This window comes from Pseudomonas sp. UYIF39, from assembly GCF_029963765.1.
Taxonomy (GTDB): Bacteria; Pseudomonadota; Gammaproteobacteria; order Pseudomonadales; family Pseudomonadaceae; genus Aquipseudomonas.
Window position 1 is genome coordinate 1 of record NZ_JALBYU010000067.1, and the last position, 1,151, is coordinate 1,151.

The following is a 1,151-nucleotide window of genomic DNA, read 5'->3' on the forward strand; positions in this document are numbered from 1 at the left end:
TGCACCATGAAACTCAACGCCGCCAGCGAAATGATCCCGGTGACCTGGGCCGAATTCGGCGCCCTGCACCCGTTCGCCCCGGCCGCGCAAAGCGCCGGTTACCAGCAGCTGACCGACGAACTGGAAGCGATGCTCTGCGCCGCGACCGGTTATGACGCGATCTCCCTGCAACCGAACGCCGGTTCGCAAGGTGAATACGCCGGTCTGCTGGCGATCCGCGCCTACCACCAGAGCCGTGGCGAAGACCGTCGCGACATCTGCCTGATCCCGTCTTCGGCCCACGGCACCAACCCGGCCACCGCCAACATGGCCGGCATGCGCGTGGTCGTCACCGCCTGCGATGCCCGCGGCAACGTCGACATCGAAGACCTGCGCGCCAAGGCCATCGAGCACCGCGAACACCTCGCCGCGCTGATGATCACCTACCCGTCGACCCACGGCGTGTTCGAAGAAGGCATCCGCGAAATCTGCGGCATCGTTCACGACAATGGCGGCCAGGTGTACATCGACGGCGCCAACATGAACGCCATGGTCGGCCTCTGCGCCCCGGGCAAGTTCGGCGGCGACGTGTCGCACCTGAACCTGCACAAAACCTTCTGCATTCCGCATGGCGGTGGCGGCCCGGGTGTCGGCCCGATCGGCGTCAAGTCGCACCTGACGCCGTTCCTGCCGGGTCACGGCACCATGGAGCGCAAGGAAGGCGCGGTCTGCGCGGCACCGTTCGGCAGCGCGAGCATTTTGCCGATCACCTGGATGTACATTCGGATGATGGGTGGCGCCGGTCTCAAGCGCGCTTCGCAACTGGCGATCCTCAATGCCAACTACATTTCCCGTCGCCTCGAAGAGCACTACCCGGTGCTGTACACCGGCAGCAACGGCCTGGTGGCGCACGAATGCATCCTCGATCTGCGCCCGCTGAAAGACAGCAGCGGCATCAGCGTCGATGACGTCGCCAAGCGCCTGATCGACTTCGGCTTCCACGCCCCGACCATGTCGTTCCCGGTCGCCGGCACGCTGATGATCGAGCCGACCGAAAGCGAATCCAAAGAAGAACTGGACCGCTTCTGCGACGCCATGATCCGCATCCGCGAAGAAATCCGCGCGGTGGAAAACGGCACCCTGGACAAGGACGACAACCCGCTGAAAAACGC

Annotated in this window: 1 pseudogene; it reads left to right on the forward strand. The window is 64.6% G+C overall.

Annotated features, from left to right (window positions below):
- Positions 1-1,151 (forward strand): annotated as a pseudogene (locus MO767_RS30815) (glycine dehydrogenase); the annotation flags it as partial.